The 15868-nt window shown below is 70.1% G+C and carries 13 protein-coding genes; 6 read left to right on the top strand and 7 right to left on the bottom strand.

The features are described from left to right. Entirely contained in the window at window positions 1–690 is a 690-nt protein-coding gene (locus ACEN9J_RS33950) for an NBR1-Ig-like domain-containing protein (protein WP_261211209.1), read from the bottom strand. Between the two features lie 161 nt (window positions 691–851). Here ACEN9J_RS33950 and ACEN9J_RS33945 point away from each other — a divergent pair, with 161 nt between their 5' ends. After that, window positions 852–1751 (top strand): DMT family transporter, encoded by a 900-nt coding sequence (locus tag ACEN9J_RS33945; protein WP_413765495.1) that lies wholly within the window; start codon window positions 852–854, stop codon window positions 1749–1751. A gap of 34 nt (window positions 1752–1785) precedes the next feature. Here ACEN9J_RS33945 and ACEN9J_RS33940 read toward each other — a convergent pair whose 3' ends face one another. The 5 genes from ACEN9J_RS33940 to ACEN9J_RS33920 all read right to left on the bottom strand — a co-directional run bounded on the left by ACEN9J_RS33940 (window position 1786) and on the right by ACEN9J_RS33920 (window position 10966). After that, the gene (locus tag ACEN9J_RS33940) at window positions 1786–4575 is read right to left on the bottom strand and encodes an NfrA family protein (protein ID WP_413765494.1); all 2790 of its coding nucleotides are present in this window, start codon (window positions 4573–4575) and stop codon (window positions 1786–1788) included. After that, complete coding sequence (locus tag ACEN9J_RS33935; RefSeq protein ID WP_413765493.1) at window positions 4572–6269, bottom strand: glycosyl transferase family protein; 1698 nt, start codon at window positions 6267–6269, stop codon at window positions 4572–4574. The genes ACEN9J_RS33940 and ACEN9J_RS33935 overlap by 4 nt, the downstream gene beginning before the upstream one ends. 18 nt (window positions 6270–6287) lie before the next feature. After that, window positions 6288–8498 carry a cellulose biosynthesis cyclic di-GMP-binding regulatory protein BcsB gene (locus ACEN9J_RS33930; RefSeq protein ID WP_413765492.1) on the bottom strand — a complete coding sequence of 737 codons (2211 nt, stop codon included), beginning with the start codon at window positions 8496–8498 and terminating at the stop codon, window positions 6288–6290. A gap of 50 nt (window positions 8499–8548) precedes the next feature. After that, the gene (gene wecB, locus ACEN9J_RS33925; RefSeq protein WP_208510019.1) at window positions 8549–9682 is read right to left on the bottom strand and encodes a non-hydrolyzing UDP-N-acetylglucosamine 2-epimerase; all 1134 of its coding nucleotides are present in this window, start codon (window positions 9680–9682) and stop codon (window positions 8549–8551) included. Between the two features lie 246 nt (window positions 9683–9928). Beyond that, window positions 9929–10966, bottom strand: a complete 1038-nt coding sequence (locus ACEN9J_RS33920) for an alpha/beta fold hydrolase (RefSeq protein WP_261211219.1) — start codon at window positions 10964–10966, stop codon at window positions 9929–9931. A gap of 284 nt (window positions 10967–11250) precedes the next feature. Between ACEN9J_RS33920 and ACEN9J_RS33915 the strand changes: the two genes are divergently transcribed. From ACEN9J_RS33915 to ACEN9J_RS33905, 3 genes are all read left to right on the top strand, one after another. Beyond that, window positions 11251–11544, top strand: a complete 294-nt coding sequence (locus tag ACEN9J_RS33915; RefSeq protein WP_413765491.1) for an antitoxin of toxin-antitoxin stability system — start codon at window positions 11251–11253, stop codon at window positions 11542–11544. After that, window positions 11541–11828, top strand: coding sequence for a type II toxin-antitoxin system RelE/ParE family toxin (locus ACEN9J_RS33910; protein ID WP_413765490.1), 288 nt, complete (start codon window positions 11541–11543; stop codon window positions 11826–11828). The genes ACEN9J_RS33915 and ACEN9J_RS33910 overlap by 4 nt, the downstream gene beginning before the upstream one ends. A gap of 134 nt (window positions 11829–11962) precedes the next feature. Further along, window positions 11963–12202 (top strand): hypothetical protein, encoded by a 240-nt coding sequence (locus ACEN9J_RS33905; RefSeq protein ID WP_057594656.1) that lies wholly within the window; start codon window positions 11963–11965, stop codon window positions 12200–12202. A 42-nt stretch (window positions 12203–12244) separates the two neighbouring features. Here the strand turns inward: ACEN9J_RS33905 and ACEN9J_RS33900 are convergent, their stop codons facing one another. Beyond that, window positions 12245–12664 (bottom strand): LysR substrate-binding domain-containing protein, encoded by a 420-nt coding sequence (locus ACEN9J_RS33900; RefSeq protein ID WP_413765489.1) that lies wholly within the window; start codon window positions 12662–12664, stop codon window positions 12245–12247. A 199-nt stretch (window positions 12665–12863) separates the two neighbouring features. Here ACEN9J_RS33900 and ACEN9J_RS33895 point away from each other — a divergent pair, with 199 nt between their 5' ends. Beyond that, the gene (locus tag ACEN9J_RS33895; RefSeq protein ID WP_261211223.1) at window positions 12864–13751 is read left to right on the top strand and encodes a LysR family transcriptional regulator; all 888 of its coding nucleotides are present in this window, start codon (window positions 12864–12866) and stop codon (window positions 13749–13751) included. A gap of 94 nt (window positions 13752–13845) precedes the next feature. Next, complete coding sequence (locus ACEN9J_RS33890) at window positions 13846–15849, top strand: aconitase family protein (protein ID WP_413765488.1); 2004 nt, start codon at window positions 13846–13848, stop codon at window positions 15847–15849. Window positions 15850–15868: the final 19 nt, after the last annotated feature.

The raw sequence follows: 15868 nt of genomic DNA, 5'->3' as shown, positions 1-15868 counted from the left end.
CTACTGCGCCATCACCGTCACGACGACGTGGAAGAAGAACTTGGGGCCGAAGCAAGGAACGCCTTCCGCATTCGTCATGCGCCAGATCGATGCCACGGTGCAGGTGTCTTTCGGTGCCGCAAAGTCCACGCCGATGTGCACGGGTTGCCCCGGCAAGGTGTCGGGCACTTCCACTTCGCGATAGAGGCTCGCCAGATAGGCCTCCTGAACCGCCTCGAGGCTGCCGTCCGGCAGCCGTCTCGCGATCGCGTACTCGCCGTCGACGCGGATCAGGCGACGCCCGCGCCAGGGGCGCGTGCCGAGGTTCTGGATCTCCCAGATCTTTCTGAATGTCTCGCCGGGCGAGACCACCGCATGGTCGGGTGTGGTGACGTCGGCGTTGAAGGCCGCGATGTCGTTCGGGTCGTGAGGATTGTGCGAACGATTGGTCGGCAAGGGGAAGGCGCCGAAGGCCGTCGAACCCTCGAGGGCTGCGTAGTAGCGAAAGAGGAGGAGGGGCGAAACCTGCAGCGCCCCCGCCAGCTTGATCAGCGTGCGTACGGACGGGTCGCGCTTGTTGCCATTGGCGAGTTCGTAGAGATAGGTACGGGCAAGGCCCGCTTCAGCCGCGATGGCGGTGAGTGACCTCCCCAGCTCTCTGCTGCGGCGCGCCAGCAAGGCGCGAAGCGGCTCCGTCGTCTTCGATGGCATGCGTCCTGGTCGCGAAGACCTCTCCCTTTCAGTCGCATGCAGCGTACACCGGAACTGACACTCGGTTCGCCACTTCTTACGGGTGGGTTTTGATAATTCGCGCCGAGGAACAACGGCGCTCGAACCGGATGTTCCCCTGTTCTGGAAATCCGAAAGTCATGATGAATTCAATCGAACAGACACATCATCGAAGGCGGCAATGGGAGGTCGCTTTGATATTCGTCACGGCGCTGTGGGGATGGTCATTCGTCGCCATTCACGATGCCTTGAATGGCATGAGCGACTCGGCCTTCAATGCCTGCAGATTTCTCGTGGCAGCGGTTGCGATGTTGTTGGTGGCCGCCGCGCGTCGGCGGCGTATCTCGAAGATCGATCTCGTGCAGGGAGGCATGGCGGGGATGGCTCTCTACCTCGCCTTTCTCTTTCAAACCAAGGGACTGAAGTTCACCTCGGCCTCGAATGCCGCCTTCATCACGGGCTTGGCGGTGATCTTCACGCCGCTGCTGCTGTTCTTCTGGCGCCATGTGAAGCCCGAAAGACGGCAGGTCGTTGGCATTTTTCTGGCGACGATCGGATTGGCCTTGCTGACACTGAAAGGTCTGAGCGTTCGATGGGGCGATCTGCTGGTGTTGATGTGCGCGGCTTCATTTGCGCTGCATATCATTCTTCTATCTCGTGCCAGCAAGATGGCAGATGCCTTCAATATCGCGCTGATTCAGATATCCGCCGTCGGACTTCTGTCTCTGGCCCAATCGGTCGTGTTGGGGGAATGGGCCATTCCTCCAGCCGGGGCGGCGGTCAACGCGATACTCGTGATCGGAGTCCTTGGCACAGCGCTTGGCTTCTATGTGCAAACCAAAGCGCAAGTCGCCTCTTCACCCAACAGGATTGCGCTGATCATCGTTCTGGAACCGGTATTCGGCGGCCTGTTCGGCTACTTTCTCGCCGGCGATCGACTGACGCTTCAGAACTGGATCGGTGCTGCATTGATCGTGGCCGGGATGCTGGTCACGGAGATCCGTCTAACCAAACACCGATCCGAACCGAGCAGGCATCCTTGATGTGCCTGAGGTCGTCGACCGGGCCCACATGGGCCTAGTACGACAACGTCAGATTCAAGAACACCCCCTTCGCCCGCCCCGCCACCCCTCCCAGCGTGGTCCGGTACTGCAAGCTCGCATCCACATGCGAGCGCTGCGCGTTGTAGCGATCCTCGTTGAACCAGTAGCGCAGGGTGATGCCCGCGCCCGCGCCGGCCGACCAGCTCGATCCGCGGTCGGACAGGGCCACGCTGTCGAAGCCCGCGATCGGCACGCCGCTCGCGCGGTTGCGGTTGGAGAACCAGTCCGCGGCGAGCGTGACGTGGGGGAAGAACACGAGGCGGTCGTTGTAGTCGGTGACGAAGCTGCGCCCGATGCGCACCTCGCCCGCGGCGAAGCCCTGGCCGCGCTTGAGGCGGCCGCTGCCGTCGGCGAGCACGTTGCCGGCGGTGTCGCGCACGGTGTAGGCGGCCGGCATGTCGAGCAGGGTGTAGCCGGCCTGCAGGTAGCCCTCCATGGTGAACCAGCTGCGCGTGTCGAGCCGCCGGCCGGTGCCCTCGTAGAAGCCGTAGAGCAGGTAGGCCTGCCAGCCGCCCGAGCCGGTGTTGGCGCGGTAGTCGAGGGCCGCGGAGCGGTTGTTGAGCTGGCAGCGCAGGCTCGCGGGCGCGGGATCGATGGTGCCGGAACGCGTGGCGCTGCCCAGCATGAACTGCCGCTCGAGGCCGAAGGTGAGGCCGGTCGACGTGTCGGGCGTGTAGCGCACGCCGAGGGCGCCGCTGGTCGAGGGCAGGCCCGCGATGCCGCGGGTGCGCTGCTCGGGCGTGATGCCGATGCCGCCGCAAGGGTTCTGCACGAGCTGCGCGGCGGTCACGTCGGTGCCGGCGTGCAGGGTGGTCGAGAGGCGGCCGTAGACATCGAAGATGCTGCGGTTGGTGTTGAGAATGCCGCTCGGGCGCCAGAACACCTCGGTGGTGTTGAAGCTCGCGTTGCCGGGCACGGCCACCGGCTGCCCGGGCAGCCCGAAGGAGGCGGCGTGCGCGCCGCGGTAGCCCACGGTGCTGTTGACGCCCCATTCGCGCGAATAGCTGGCGATGGTGCTGCGCAGGTCGTGGAGCTGCTGGCGGTCGAGCGAGAGCCAGCCCACGTCCTCGTCGTCGACGGCCTGGCGCAGCGTGGCGGCCGCGCCGACGCGGTCGCCGGTGCCGGCGGCCGCCTGCGCCTCGTCGAGCAGGTTGCTGCGCGGGGCCTGGCCGGTGTTGCGGGCCGCGACGAAGTCCTGCAGCGCGAGCGCCGGGTCCTTGTTGGCGATGTGCAGGTAGCCGCGCTGGCGCAACAGGGTGGCGTTGGCGGGCTGCGCGGCGATCGCGGTGTCGAGCCGCTGCAGCGCCTGCTGGCGTTCCGCGGTCGTGCCCGCGGCGAGCGTGGTGGTCAGCAGCTTCTGGCGCGATGCGTCGTCGGGCCGTTCGGCCGCGGCCTGCTTCGCCAGCGCGATGGCCTCGGCATAGCGCTTCTGCGCATAGGCTGCGTAGGCGCGCGTGGCGGCATCGCCGGCCTGCGGCGAGTCCCAGGGCGCGAGCGCGCAGGTCGGGCCCTCGGGCGTGTCGTTGCAGAGCTTCACGGGCGCATAGGCGGTGACCGGCGGCGTGGCGGGCGAGCCCCATCCGCTCGCCGCATCCTCGGCCCGCTGGCGGCGCGAGCGCACCTGCGTGTCGTCGGGCGGCAGCGGCGCGAGCAGCGTGCGCGCGCGCTCGCCGTCGCGCGCGGCCAGCGCGAGGTCGACACCGATCAGGCGCGCGTCGCGGCGCTGTGCCTCGTCGACCTGCGCATCGGCGACCACGGCATCGACATCCTGTTGCGCCGCGCCGCCGCGCGACAGCTGCTGGCGCAGGTAGGCGCGTTGCAGCCGCAATGCCGCGCTGTCGTCCTGCGCGGCCATGGCCTCGGTGGTTGCCTGTTCTGCGCCTTCGAGGTCGGGCACGGCCTGCAGTGCATCGATCAGCAACTGGCGATGGCTCGCGACATCGGGTGCGATGCGCACCGCCTCGCGGGCCTCGTCGACGGCCGCGCGCGGCTGCTGGCGCGACAGGGCGTCGTAGGCCTTCTGCGCATGCCGCAGCGCGATCGAACGACTGGCCTGCCGCACGCGCGCGGCGATCTCGGCGGCGTTCGGCGCACCCAGCTCCAGCGCGGTGGCTGCCGCCTGCACGAGTTCATCGGAGCGCTGCTGCCGTGCGAGCGCGTCGAGCCACAGCAGCACCCAGGGGCCCTGGCTCGGATCGGCGCGCACCGCTTGTTCGGCCGACCTCGCCGCCTCGGCATCGCGGCCCTCGGCGTAGTCGCGGTAGGCCTGCGCCGCGAGCGGGAAGCCCGCGCGGTAGGCCTCGGTGCCGGGCGTGCCGCCGGCGGGCGTGGCGCGCAGGTTGGCCAGTGCCGTGCGCAGCGCCGCGTTGCCATGGCCCTGGTCGATGGCACGCTCGGCCGCGCGCGCGGCCTCGTCGTTGCGCCCCAGCTTCTGCAGCGCATACACGCGCAGCAGGTGCACGCGCTGCGCCGCGGGTTGCAGGCGCAAGGCCGCATCGGCGCGCGCGAGCGCGGTCTCGAAGTCGCCGCGGCCATAGGCCTTGAAGGCCTGGTCGGCCAGTTGCCAGGCACGGCCATGCGATGAGCGCTTGCGCGGCGCGGTGCGCGTCGGCGCCGGCGCGGCGCCGGGCGTGGAAGCGGTTGAAGCCGACGTCGAGGGCGAAGGCGCGGCCGGCAGCGAATGCACGGCGGCGAACGCGGGCACCGCGGGCCAGGCCGCGGCCAGCGCGACCGCCAGCAGCGTGCGGTTGTCGAGCCCCTTCATGCCGGCACTCCCTGCGCGCCCTGCGGCGCGAGCGGCGCCAGCACCGAATCGCCGCGCTGGAACGAGATCGCCTCCTCGAGCGTGCCCGCGTCGAGCCAGCCCTGCTCGAGCAGGATGCTGCCGAGCTTGCGGCCCGTGCCGCGCTGGATCGTGAGCGCGTTGTCGAGCTGCGTCTCGTCGATGGCGCGCCACGACAGCAGCACTTCGCCCAGCCGCTGGCGCTGCTGCACCAGCTGGTCGGCCGATGGGAAGTCGTGCATGGTCTTGTCCCACACCAGCCGCTTGCCGAACAACTTGTGCGAGAGGAACAGCTTCCATGCGCGCGCCGCGGCCATGGCGTTGATGAAGTTGCCGATCACCATGCGCGGGATCGACAGCAGCCCGTGCTCCCAGCCATAGAGCGCCGACACGAAATGGAAGCGCTGCGCGAAGCGCAGCAGCAGCGCCACGGCATTGAGCTCCATCACCGTCATGAGCCAGCCGCCCGACTGGAAGATCGACGGGTAGTAGACGGTCCACCAGCCCATGGCGTCGGCGAAGAAGAAGACCAGGAAATTGAGCATCAGCAGGTAGCCGAGGATGGCCACGAAGGCGGTGAACAGGCCCTTGCGGTCGCGGAACAGCAGGTACTTGGTGGCCAGCGAGCCGGCCCAGCCCATCTGCTCCCAGCCCTGCAGGCCGATGCCCAGGGTCCAGCGCGCCTTCTGGCGGTAGGCGGTGCGGAAGGTGTCGGGGAAGTACTCGCGCACGCCCAGCGGCATGCGCAGCGAGCCGAGCTTCTCGCTGCCCGCGCCGAACCAGGAGGTGCGCCGCGTCACGTACTCGACGTCGAACTTGCCGAAGATCTGCTTCATGCCGAGCCGGCCCAGGCGCGCGCCGATGTCGTAGTCCTCGGTCAGGCTGGCGGTGTTGAAGGGCTGGTTGTCGAGCTCCGCGGCCAGCGTCTGCAGCGCACGGTGCGAGAAGCAGGTGCCGACGCCGGCCGAGGGCACCATGCGCGACAGGCTCTCGCGCACCACGAGGTCCTTGCTGTGCCACTCGGCGAACTCGTCCATGTAGGTGCCGGCCACCAGCTCGAACCAGTGGCGCTCGAGCGAGGTCACGGGCAGCTGGATGAAATCCATCCGCGGCAGCAGGTAGTTGAAGTACTTGAGCTCGAGCGGATGCAGCACGTCCTCGCTGTCGTGCAGCACGACGCCCGCGAAGGGCTCGCCCATGGTGCGCTCGTGCTGGAACAGCGCCTGCACCACCCAGTTGAGGCAGTCGGCCTTGCAGGTCGGGCCGTCGTGCGGCACCTCCACGCGCACCAGCTGGCGGTAGCGCCGGCGCATGCGCTCCACTTCGGCGATGGTGCGCGCATCGTTGCGGTAGGTGCCGACGAAGATGGCGTAGTTCTTGTACTCGAGCGTCGACACCATGTTGGCGAGCATCGGCGCGATCACGTCGTACTCGAGCCAGGCCGGCACCATGATGGCCATCGGCTGCTCGCGCGCCGCGCGCAGCTGCGCGGCGGTCAGGCGCCGGTAGCGGCGGCGCACGGTCAGCGAGCGGTAGATCTCGCGCACCCAGTACCAGGCATCGACGAACAGGTCGTCGATGCTCGACAGCAGGATCACCACGCCGACCACCGCGGTCACGATCTCCAGACCGCGGTAGTAGTCGGCCAGCAGGAAGGGTCCGTAGAGCTCGAACATGCGGCTTCTGTCGGATCCTTACTGCTGCGACTTGCGCGCATGGCGGCGCCGCGCGCGCCAGGCCAGCAGGATCAGCAGCAGCAGCGCGAACACGGCCACGCCGATCACCGGCATGCCCCAGGCGGCGTACGAACGCCATTCGAAGAACGCGCCTTCGCCGCCGCGACGCGCGCTCTCGTCCGCGGGATTGCCGCTGTCGAGCCAGCTCACGGGGCCGTCGGCGCCGAGCATCGCGATGTCGCCGCGGTTCAGCACGAAGGGCTTGGCCGGCACCACGGCGCGCGCGCCGATCGGCTGCCACTGCATGCCGTCCTGGCCATGCGCGCGGCTCACCTCGATGGCGCTGAGCTGCGACAGGTCGTCGAGCTCGAGCCACGGCGCCTTGCGGCCATGGATGCGCAGGCTCGCGTCCTTGACCTCCACCTTCGAGGCGGCGCCGTCGACCGCCACCTGCAGCGCGAGGAAGGGCCGGGTCGGCGAGAAGGCGCCGGACTGGGCCACCACCAGCTCGGAGCGCACCGGCGTCACGCCGGCGGCCACGGCCATGCGCACCAGGCGCGCGAGGCTCGCGGGCGCGTCGGCCAGCCAGGCCTGCGGCACGGCGACCTGCGGGTTGCCCGACATCAGCGGCAGCAGGCCGACGAAGCTGCCATCGGGCCGCGCGTCGCCCGCGCGCACGAAACTGGTGGGCAGCACGTTGACCGGGAAGCCCTGCGGCATTTCCTGGCAGTCGTTCGAATAGGGCTGGCGCTGGAAGGACACGCGCACCACGTTGCTCAGGCCCAGCGCATAGCCGGGAATGCGCGCATCGAGGCGCTCGGGTCGGCCATCGGCCTCCAGGCGCTTGGCCGACAGCAGCACGTCGTTCCAGAACACAGAGGCCACGGGACGCGTGGACGAGGCGCCGGGCGCGGCCGCCACGTCGATCACCAGCTCGGAAGGCATGCGGCCGTTGGCCGCGACCACGCCCAGCGGCAGGGTGGCGGTCCACTCGCCGCGCGACACCACGTCGAAGCCGGCCTCGCTGGCGCCGAGGCTGTTGAGGCGGATCGCCGGACGTTCGCTCGCATCGGGCGCGTCGGCCGTGCGCACGCCGGCCTCGCGCGACACCAGCAGATTGCGCCAGGTCTCGGCGAAGACGCCGGCCGCCTGCGCGCCCGCGTTCTCGGGCACCACGATCACCGGATGCGCGCCCAGCGTGGCGAGGCGCACCTGGCCGGCGCTGCCGGCATCCGCGGCGAGCGCGGTCTGTTGCTCGCGCCAGAGCGCGAAGGCGCGCAGCGCGTCGGCGTCGCCCGCGAACTGCACGGCCAGCGCCTCGAGCGCCTTGGCGATCTGCTGGCGCAGCGCCGTGTCGGCCACCAGCAGATCGCCGCTGGCCGCGGTGGCGCCGAGCACCAGCAGCGCGCCGACCTCGGCCTCGTTCTTGAGTTCGTAGCGCGCATTGCCGCCGGCGAGACCGGCGAAGGCCGGCAGCGCGGCGAGCCCCGCAGGCACCTGCCAGCCCGAGGTGTCGACGACATCGCCGGCCACCGGGAAGGCCTGGATCTGCACGCGGCGGTTGGCCTGCTCGAGCGCAACGCCGAGGCGCCAGGCGCTGTCGTAGCTGGTCTTCGAGAGATTGCGCGAAGCCACCAGCAGGACCGGGCGCGCGGGCAGCGTGGCCCAGGCGTCGGCGAGGCTGGTCAGCGCGCCGCTGCTGAAGCGGTAATTGAAGCGCGTCTCGGGCGAGATCGCGAGCACGTTGCCGGTCGAGCGTTCGAGTTCGCAGACGCGGCGCGCCACGTTGTTCGACCACTGGACGCCGAGGCGCACGAAGTTCGCCGTGCGCGCGACGCCGGTGTCGACCTTGAGGCTCTGGCTCGCGTCGCCCTCGGCCGCCTCGATGCGGCGCGCCTGCACCGGCCGGCCGTTGACCGTCAGCAGCATCGAGGTGCTGCCGCCCTCGGCCTTGTGATAGCGGCCGCTGAAGTCGATGCTGGCCTCGGTCAATGCAAGGCCGCGCGGCACCGGCAGGTAGAACTCCTGGCGGCTGTCGAAGCCGTTGAGCAGCACGGTGTCGCCGATGCCCAGGTCCGACAGCGCGAAGCTGCGGTTGACCCAGGTCTCGCCCTGCAGGCGCTGCAGCGCGTCGCTCGCGGGGCTGGCGTGTGCGAGGAAGGCGGTGCTCAGGGCGAGCAGGGCCGTGGGTGCGAGGACGGCGATGCGCCGCGAGAACAGAGAAGGCATGGAAAGACTCGGCAGAAAGACTTGGAAAAAAGAGGGACGGCGCTCGGCGCTCATGGCACGAACTCGGCGGTGTGCCGCTCGCACAGCACGTCCACGATGCGCTGGCTCGCGCGCGCGTCGCCGTAGGGATTGCCGCGGCGGCAGAACTCGGCATGCACGGCGGGGTCGTCGAGCAGGCGGCGCGCCTCGCCCACGATGCGTTCGGGCGAGGTGCCCACCAGTCGCACCGTGCCGGCGGCCACGGCCTCGGGGCGCTCGGTCACGTCGCGCATCACCAGCACCGGCTTGCCCAGCGAGGGCGCCTCTTCCTGCACGCCGCCCGAGTCGGTGAGGATCAGGTAGGCGCGCTGCATGAACCAGACGAAGTCGAGGTAGCCCAGCGGCGCGATCAGGTGCACGTTGGGCAGGCCCGACAGCTGGGCCTTCACCACGTCGTGCACGTTGGGGTTCAGGTGCACCGGGTAGACGATCTGCACGTCGTCGCGCTGTGCCAGCTCGCGCAGCGCGGCGCAGATGTTGCGAAAGCCCTCGCCGAAGTTCTCGCGGCGGTGGCCGGTGACCAGCACCAGCCGGCGCCTGGCATCGACCCAGCCGTGGCGCTTCTCGAGCGTGGCGGCCAGCGGGCGGTCGGACTCGAGCCGCTCGACCGTGGCCGCGAGCGCGTCGATCACCGTGTTGCCCGTGACCCAGATGCGCCCCGGCGGCTTCTCGGCGAGCAGCGCGTCGCGCGAGGAGGGCGTGGGCGCGAACATCCAGCTGCTGACCGAATCGACGAAGCGGCGGTTGAGCTCCTCGGGGAAGGGCGAGCGGATGTCGCCGCTGCGCAGGCCGGCCTCGACGTGGCCGACCGGAATGCGGCGATGGAAGGCGGCCATGGCACAGGCCGCGGCGGTGGTGGTGTCGCCGTGCACCAGCACGCAGTCGGGCTGCTCGGCTTCGAGCACCGCGTCGGCGCCCGCGATCAGGCGGCCGTAGAGCCCGTTGAGCGACTGGTTGGGCCGCATCACGTCGAGGTCGTGGTCGGCCTCGAGGTCGAACAGCGACATCACCTGGGTCAGCATCTCGCGGTGCTGGCCGGTCACGCACACGGTGCTGCGCACGCGCGGCTCGCGGCGCAGGGCGGCGACGAGGGGGGCCATCTTGATGGCCTCGGGACGGGTCCCGAAGATCGACAGTACGTGCATTTCGAGGAATCAGTGGCTGGCGCCGACGCACAGCCTCCCCGCGTGTGGACGCAAGGCGGCGGCAAGCCGGACACGAACAAATGAATAAAGGGGTACTCGCGTACCCCCTCAGGGCGGGACCGGTCTGCGCCGTCTGACCCTCGAAGCCGACAGTGTAACTAAAGCTTTAGCAATCTTTCAATAAATGAAAACATAAGTGTCTACTTTTTGGCACTTCTGGCTGCCGAGGCGGCGGCCAGACCCGGCTCAGACGGCGCGTCGCGCCACGTCCACCACGGCGGTCGCGAAGGCCTGGGGCGCTTCCTGCGGCAGGTTGTGGCCGATGCCGCCGTCGACCTGCCGGTGCTCGTAGAAGCCCGAGAACTTCTTCGCGTAGCTCGCCGGCTCGGGATGCGGCGCGCCGTTGGCATCGCCCTCGAGCGTGATGGTCGGCACCGTGATCGCGGGTGCCTTGGCGAGCCGGTCCTCGAGCGGCTGGTACTGGGCTTCCCCCTCGGCCAGGCCGAGGCGCCAGCGGTAGTTGTGGACCACGATCGCGACGTGGTCGGGGTTGTCGAAGGCGCGCGCGCTGCGTTCGAAGGTCGCGGCATCGAAGTTCCACTTCGGCGAGGCGAGCTGCCAGATCAGCTTCGAGAACGCGTTGCGGTTCCTGTCGTAGCCCAGGCGGCCGCGCTCGGTCGCGAAGTAGTACTGGTACCACCACTGGAACTCGGCCTCGGGCGGCAGCGGATTTTTTCCGGCCTCCTGGCTGCCGATCAGGTAGCCGCTGACCGACACCAGCGCCTTCACGCGCTCGGGCTGCAGCGCCGCCATGATGCAGGCCGTGCGCGCGCCCCAGTCGCAGCCCGCGACCGTGGCGCTGCGGATTCGCAGCGCGTCCATCAGCGCGAAGATGTCGGCCGCCACCACCGACTGCTGGCCGTTGCGCGGCGTGTCGGCCGAGAGGAAGCGCGTGGCGCCGTAGCCGCGCAGGTAGGGCACGATCACGCGAAAGCCCGCGGCCGCGAGCAGTGGCGCGACGTCGACGAACATGTGGATGTCGTAGGGCCAGCCATGCAGCAGGAGCACCGGCGCGCCGTTGGCGGGGCCGGCCTCGAAATAGGCCACGTTGAGCACGCCCGCATCGATGTGCTTGAGCGGCTCGAGGCGCCGCGGCGTGCCGCCGGCGGACGTCGTGTTCGACTGCGCGAACGCGGGAACGACCGCCGCGAATTGGGCCGTGGCGAGGCCGATGGCGGCCTTGGCGAGGAACGAGCGGCGCTCGAGCGGGGAAGAAAGCGTCATGGGAACTCCTTGCGAATGGTGGTGGATGGCATCGGGCCGAGGGCCTGTCGCGCCGGTGTCGTTCGCGCTGCCTGGCGATCGATGGCGCGGATGTTCATTCGCGGGAGTGGCCGGGGGCCGGGGCGGCGTATCGCTGTGTATCCGGGGTGGGTTCGCAGACAGTAAATTTCGTTTTTCGCGAGGGATGAGCTTCGACCTGAAAGGGCTGAGGGATCGAGGAACGCTTGCGGCAGGGTTTGTTGAGATAATGACGACGTATATACCTGGTCAGTACAAGGAGTGCCATGTCCAAGGAAGCCGTATTCACGATGAAGCTCGAGCCCGAGCTGCGCGACGAGTTCATGGCCGCCGCCCAGGCGCTGGACCGTCCGGCATCCCAGGTGGTGCGCGATCTGATGCGGGAGTTCGTACGCAATCAGCGCGAGGCGCAGGAGCATGAAGCCTTCGTGGCGCGAAAGGTGGAAGCCGGCCGCCGCGACATGCGAGCCGGCGATGGGCGCTCGCATGACGAGGTCGAGGCCGACTTCGCCGTTCGGCGCAAGCAACTGTTCGAGCGGAGCATCAAGGCTGACGCGTGAGGGTTCGTTGGACCCGTCAGGCCGAAGGCGATCGGGAAGACATCCTGGCCTACATCGCCGCCGACAACGTGCACGCGGCGATCGCGATGGACGAATTGTTCGGCGCCGCCGCTGCCCGGCTGATCGACTTTCCATTGCTCGGCAAGCGAGGGCGGATCGCCGGTACCCGGGAGCTGATTCCGCACGAGAGCTATCGCATGGTCTACGAGGTGGACGATGCCGCGCAAACCGTTTGGGTGTTGACGCTGCTGCACACGGCTCGGCAGTGGCCGCCCGCGCGTTGAGCCGGGCTTGCGCATCCGCGCGTCCCGCCTGCCGACCCACCCACCCACGCGGGCGGCTCCTACGCGGCGCGGCCGCGCCGTCCATAGACTCGTTTCCAGTCATTGAAGACCTGGACAACGAGAGGACCATCCGAATGAGCTTCGAGGAAAGAATCGACCTGTGGGAACACGCGTTCATCTGCCGAGCGGAACCCGACGGCAGCGGCCGCTACCTGGCGCGGCTCGACTATGCGGGCGGGCCAGCCTTCATCGCCGATGAACTGCCCGCGGACGACCTCGGCCACGGCAGTGCCGAGGAGGCGCTGCGGCAAGCCCAGCTGCAGGCCATGCGATGGGTGCACGACCGCACGGGCGACGCGCAGGGCCATTTCTGACATTTCTGAGCCTCGCGCCTTGAGCGCCGAGTCCCGGCAGGCTCAGGCGGCCGGCGATTGCAGCGCGGCCGCGAGGAAATCCACCAGCGCCGCCACGCGCCGGCTGGGCGCACCGCCGGGGAAGACCGCGAAGAGGTCGATCGGCCCGGCCACGTAATTGCCCAGTACCACCTCGAGCGCGCCGGCCGCCAGTTCGTGGCGTATGTCCTGCCGGTTCTTGAAGATCACGCCCGTGCCGTTCACGGCCCATTCGCGCAGCACCGAGCCGTCGCTGGCCTCGCGGTCGCCCGACACCTTGACGTTGAAGGACCGGTCGCCATCGCGAAAGGTCCAGGCCGCGAGCGGCGCGCCGGGCCTTGCGAGCACCAGGCAGTTGTGCTGCGTCAGCTCACCAGGATGGGCCGGCCGGCCGCGCGCGTTCCAGTAGGCCGGCGCGGCGCAGACCAGCCGCTCGCCGGGCACCAGCAGGCGCCGAGGCCTTCGCGCTGGCAGCCGACGAGGTCCCGGTGCTGCTGCTTGCCATCGGCCATGCCATGTCCCAGAACTGGCCGCGCAAGCCGCGCCGGCCGCTGGCGCAGGTGCTGCAGCTGGTCTGAGCGGCGGCGCGATCGGCGCGGAGGGCGACTGAGAGAATGCGGCGAAGCCTCCACCCACCCGCTCCATGGCACGCCGCATCGATCCCTACAGCATCCGCCTCTTCGTCGCGGCCGCCCAGGCGGGCTCGATCGCGCGCGCGGCCGAGCGCGAGCACATCGCGGCCTCCGCGCTGGGCCGGCGCATCACCGACCTCGAGCACGCCTTCGGCACCGCGCTGCTGGTGCGCTCGCCGCGCGGCATCGCGCTGACCGACGCCGGCCGGCTGGTGCTCACGCGCGGCATCAAGATCGACGAGGACCTCGAGGCGTTGGCGCGCGAGGTCCAGAGCGAGGGCGGCGAGCTGCGCGGCACGGTGCGGCTGTACGCCAACATGTCGGCCGTGGTCGGCTTCCTGCCCGAGCGGCTGCGGCGCTTCATGCAGGCGCATCCGCAGGCGCGCGTGGCGCTGCACGAGCAGGACACGCGCGACGTGCTGCGCGCCTGCCTCGACGATCTCGCCGACGTCGGCGTCGGCGTGGAGCAGGCGGTGCCGGCCGGGCTCGAGGCCTGGCATTTCGCGCACGATCCGCTGCAGGTGGTGGTGCCCGCGGGGCATGCGCTCGCCGCGCTCGACAGCGTCTCCTTCGCCGCCGTGCTGCGCGAGCCGCTGATCGGCGTGCACCAGGGCGGCGCGCTCGACCGCTCGCTGCACGAGCGCGCCGAGGCCGGCGGCGGCCGCTTCTCGCCCACGGTGTCGGTCAGCAGCTTCGACGCCGTCTGCCGCATGGTCGAGGCCGGGCTCGGCATCGCGATCATTCCGCGCAGCGCGGCCTCGGCCTTCGCGGGCACCGCGCGCTTCGAGCGCCGTCCGCTCGACGAGCGCTGGGCCGACCGCAACCTGCAGCTCTACAGCCTGCGCCGCTCGCCGCAGCCGCGCCTGGTGCTCGCGCTGATCGACAGTCTGCGCGGCTGAGCCGGCCGCGGGTTTCACCTGATCACGCGTTTCGCGTGACCCCCTCTGCCGCCTTGGCGCTTCCCGCGCGCCGGCGGCGGCCGCAGCATGCGGCATGCTCCACGACAGACAAGAAGAACCGCCCGGCGACGCGGCGCTTCGCTTCGATCCCCGCATCCTGTTTCTCGGCACCGCGCCCGACGCCATCGAGGCCGTGCTGCGCGGCGAACGCTCCAGTCTGGCGGCGGCCGGCGCGCTGCGCGACGACGTCTCGACCGACGAGATCACGCCGATCGCGATCCTCACGCACTACGACGAGCAGCTCGGCCGCTTTCCCTACACCGGCCTCGAGGTCGACGGCCGCAAGCCGGTCGCGCCCGGTGCCATCGCCGCCTCGGGCATCGAGGTCGTGGTGGCGGGCGGGCGCTACGGCAAGGGCTCGTCGCGCGAGCACAGCCCCGCGGCCGAGAAGCTGGCCGGCGTGCGGCTGGTGATCGCGCGCAGCTTCGAACGCATCTATCGGCAGAACGCCGACAACATCGGCCTGTTCACCTCCACCGATTTCGGCCTGGTCGAGCGCATCGAGGCCGGCGAGGCCATCGCCTTCGACGAGCTGCTCGCGGGCCGCGACGCGCTGGCCTGCGCCATCCTGCGCAGCGGCGGGCTGCTGCGCTTCGGCGCCTCGCACCTGCGGCAGCCCGAGGCCGAGCCGGCATCGGACACGGAACGTCCGCGCACGCTGTTCGAGAAGATCGTCGAGCGGCATGCACTCTCGACGCCCGTCACGGGCGGGCGGCCCGCGCCGGGCGACGGCGCCTTCGTGCGCGCCGACCTGCGCTTCATCCACGAGTACTACACCGGCATGGCCGCGCACATGCTGCATGCCGCCTTCGGTCCGCGCCTGGAACTGCACCGGCCCGACAGCATCGTCGTGTTCGAGGACCACACCTCCTACGTGGAGGAAAGCCCGACCCATGTGCGCGGTGGCCTGGTGCCCAACGTGCATCGCATGGTGGAGGCGCAGCGCCGCTTCGCCGCGCAGTACGCGCTGCGCAGCCATCGCACGCCGACCGAGGACGAGGCCGCGCGCGACGACGGCTCGAACGTGGCCGGCATCTCGCATGCGATGGTGGCCGAGCGCCATGCGCTGCCGGGCCAGCTGATCGTCGGCACCGATTCGCACACGCCGCACAGCGGCGCGCTCGGCTGCGTGGCCTTCGGCATCGGCACCACCGACATGGCCAATGCCTTCGTCACCGGCGCCGTGCGGCTCACCATGCCGCGCTCGCTGCGCGTGGAACTCGCCGGCCGGCTCGCCGAGGGCGTGACGGCCAAGGACCTGGTGCTGCACCTGCTGGCGCTGCCCTTCATCCGCGCGGGCGGCGGGGTGGGCATGGTGTTCGAGTTCACGGGCGCCGCGGTGCGGGCTCTGTCCATCGACGAACGCGCGACGCTCACCAACATGACGGCCGAGCTCGGCGGCTTCACCGGCATCGTCGCGCCCGACGAGGAGACGCTGCGCTTCCTGCGCGAGCGGCGCGGCATCGAATTCGAACTCGAGCCGTGGATGCGCAGCGACGAGGGCGCGGTGTACGACCGGACCCTGCATGTCGACTGCGCCGCGGTCGGCGCCATGCTCGCCGCGCCTGGCGACCCCGGCAACGGCTTGCCGCTCGCAGCGCTCGCGGCGCCGGTGCGCGTGGACATCGCCTATGGCGGCTCGTGCACCGCCGGCAAGCGCGAGGACTTCGCGCACTACCACGAGGTGTTGCACTGGGCCGCGTCGCGCGGGCTGCGCGTGGCGCCCGGCGTCGAACTGTTCCTGCAGTTCGGCACCACCGCCGTGCGCGACCACTGCATCGCCGCCGGCTATCTCGAGGCCTTCGAGCGCGTCGGCGCGCGCATCCTGCAGCCCTCGTGCGGCGCCTGCGGCAATTGCGGCCCCGGCGGATCCACGCATGCCGCGCAGGTCACCGTCAGCGCCATCAACCGCAACTTTCCGGGCCGCGGCGGTCCCGGCAGCGTCTGGCTCGCGAGCCCGCCCACGGTGGCCGCGAGCGCGATCGCGGGCGAGCTGTTGTCCTTCGCGCAGCTGCGCGCAAGGCATGGCGAGGCCTGAGCGCCAACGACAAGATTCA

It is taken from the genome of Variovorax sp. Varisp41 (assembly GCF_047325085.1).
Lineage (GTDB): Bacteria > Pseudomonadota > Gammaproteobacteria > Burkholderiales > Burkholderiaceae_C > Variovorax.
This window is presented reverse-complemented; position numbering and strand designations above follow the sequence as displayed.